The 2,941-nt window shown below is 42.7% G+C and carries 1 protein-coding gene and 1 pseudogene; one reads left to right on the top strand and one right to left on the bottom strand.

From position 1 onward, the window contains the following. The first annotated feature begins 105 nt into the window (after positions 1–105). Positions 106–1,770, top strand: coding sequence for an asparagine synthase B (gene asnB, locus CAG60_RS15055; RefSeq protein ID WP_161439314.1), 1,665 nt, complete (start codon positions 106–108; stop codon positions 1,768–1,770). An 85-nt stretch (positions 1,771–1,855) separates the two neighbouring features. Here asnB and rfaH read toward each other — a convergent pair. Continuing rightward, a pseudogene (rfaH, locus tag CAG60_RS15050) lies at positions 1,856–2,364 on the bottom strand (transcription/translation regulatory transformer protein RfaH). Positions 2,365–2,941: the final 577 nt, after the last annotated feature.

Raw genomic sequence — 2,941 nt, 5'->3', positions numbered from 1 at the left:
ATAACAAGCAATGATTAATTATTTAAACAAAGAAGTGTTGCCTTTTTTAACCAAAATGGCAGATTAAAGTCATCTGATTAAACATCATCTAATTAAGGAAGCGGTATGTGTTCTATCTTTGGTATCTTAGACATCAAAAGCGACGCCAGTGCATTACGGACAATTGCCTTAGAAATGTCTAAAAAACTACGTCATCGTGGTCCCGACTGGTCTGGTATTTACACCTCTGAGCGCGCTATTCTTGCCCATGAGCGCTTAGCGATTGTCGGTCTCAACAGCGGTGCTCAACCGCTCTACAGCCCTGATAAAAAACTTATCTTGGCCGTTAATGGTGAAATTTATAACCACAAAGAAATTCGTGCCCGCTATCAAGATACATACGACTTTCAAACCGATTCCGATTGTGAAGTTATTTTGGCCCTCTACCAAGATAAAGGCGCGGAGTTACTCGAAGAGCTCAATGGTATCTTTGCTTTTGCTCTTTATGACCAGGAAAAAGATCAATTCCTAATTGGCCGCGACCATATTGGCATCATCCCGCTCTATCAAGGTCACGATGAGCATGGCAATTACTATATCGCCTCAGAAATGAAAGCATTAGTGCCGGTTTGTAAGTCGATCAGTGAATTCCCTCCTGGCAGTTACTTTAGTTCAACCGATCCAGAACCTTACCGCTATTACCTACGCGATTGGACTGAATATGATGCTGTAAAAGATAACTTATCGAGTAAAGAAGAACTCACGGAAGCGTTAGAAGCGGCGGTCAAACGCCAGTTAATGACCGATGTACCTTATGGCGTATTATTATCTGGCGGGTTAGATTCTTCTATCACCTCAGCCATTGCCAAACGTTACGCCGCGATGCGCATTGAAGATGATGAACAATCGGCTGCGTGGTGGCCTCAACTGCACTCGTTTGCCATTGGTCTAGAAGGCGCACCTGATTTAAAAGCCGCTCGTGAAGTGGCTGAAAAAATCGGCACAATACATCATGAAATGACCTATACCATTCAAGAAGGGCTGGATGCCATTCGCGATGTGATTTATCACATCGAAACTTATGATGTGACGACCATTCGCGCTTCAACACCGATGTTTTTACTCGGACGAAAAATTAAAGCGATGGGCATAAAAATGGTCCTATCGGGTGAAGGCGCTGACGAAATATTTGGCGGGTATCTTTACTTTCATAAAGCGCCGAATGCGCAAGAGTTTCATGAAGAAACCGTCCGTAAGCTGCTCGCATTAAACCTATTTGATTGTGCTCGAGCGAATAAATCACTCGCGGCGTGGGGCGTTGAAGGACGAGTACCGTTCTTGGATAAAGAGTTTATTGATGTCGCGATGCGTCTCAACCCTGCCGACAAAATGTGTGGTAATGGTAAGATGGAAAAACACATCTTACGCGAATGCTTTCAAGACTATTTACCGGATTCCATTGCTTGGCGTCAAAAAGAGCAATTTTCCGATGGCGTCGGCTATAACTGGATAGACACCCTGAAATCAACCGCAGAAGCGAAAATCAGCGATCAACAGATGGCAACGGCTAAATTCCGCTTCCCGTACAATACACCAACAACCAAAGAAGGCTATGTGTATCGAGAAATCTTTGAAGAGCTGTTCCCATTAGAGTCTGCAGCACGCTGCGTACCTGGTGGCCCATCCGTCGCCTGCTCATCCGCCAAAGCTGTAGAATGGGATGAGTCTTTCAAAAACTGCATTGACCCTTCAGGTCGAGCCGTGAAAGCCGTACATAATGAAGCTTATTAATAACGTTCGATATAAATAATCAAGGCGCCTCTATGGCGCCTTGAGTTTTTCTACTTAATCATCAAACGTTCTCGACGACGCAAGCTCAATTGTCTAAGCAATGCTTAAGATCCAAATCTTTATTATCAATACTGATCACCACTGGCTGATTGATCATCTGTACCAACATCATAGAACGCGCGTCGCCATCAGGTTCTTGATATAAAGCCCGAATACCACAAAACTGACCGCCTTTGACTTCTATCTCTTGTCCTACCGCAGGTAACCCCAGTTGCTCGTGATCGGGTAGATATTCCAGTTTTTTTAGCTCAGTGACTAATGCTTCCGATAATTCTTTAGGTTCAGGGCCAAAACGAACAAAATCGACAACGCCACGTGTTGAACGGACCGTCGTAAACGTTGGTCCTTGCTTATAATCAAAACACACGAAAATATAAGACGGGAAAACGGGCTCTTGTACTTTTTTCTTTTACCACGAAGAATTTTCTCAACTTCCATTTGCGGATAAAAACATTCAACCCCTTGATTTTCAAGATGGCTCTTTGCCCTTGCTTGTTCACCTCGCTTACAATAAAGCAGATACCAACCTTTCATAATCTTAGCCAACCTTCTTATTATGCTTTTATTTACGCCACTTATGTATCGGGCAATAGCGAAAGTATACCTAAACTACTTGAAGTGGGAAGAGGATAAACCCTCCGATCATTAATAGGGCTCGAAGCTGGTATTCATTAGATCCCATCCCGTCACTTTATGCAGATAATCGTTGACTCAGCGCGGCTTAACAACAAACAACAGCAATAATTACTCCTACAATCCATCCACGCCCAAAATGTAACCAAATATGAAAACTTAGTTTTCACTCAACATCAAGAGTAAAAAAAAATAGAAATATTTTATTTTTCAAAACATTACATTTTTAGCGATTTCTTTGTTTTCATTTCGTGTCTTGCAGCACTATACACTTAACGGTATACGTATCGGTCAACGAAACAAATTATTACTAAATTTATAACCCAAACGACTGGATGTTTAACGTCAACAACTGAGGTTCGATAGTGACTTCCGTTGCTATACCCAAACGACTTGGAGTTGCAGATAGACGGCAAGTGAGTTCATCCCCATGAGCATAGCCAAACGATGTGATTGGGTGAACGAACGTAACCAACAC

Source organism: Vibrio sp. V33_P6A3T137, from assembly GCF_009904835.1.
In the GTDB taxonomy this organism is placed as follows: domain Bacteria; phylum Pseudomonadota; class Gammaproteobacteria; order Enterobacterales; family Vibrionaceae; genus Vibrio; species Vibrio metschnikovii.
This window is presented reverse-complemented; position numbering and strand designations above follow the sequence as displayed.

Excerpts from the sequence above, each read along its gene's own strand:
- asnB (WP_161439314.1), top strand. The coding sequence starts at position 106 with ATGTGTTCTATCTTTGGTATCTTAGACATCAAAAGCGACGCCAGTGCA.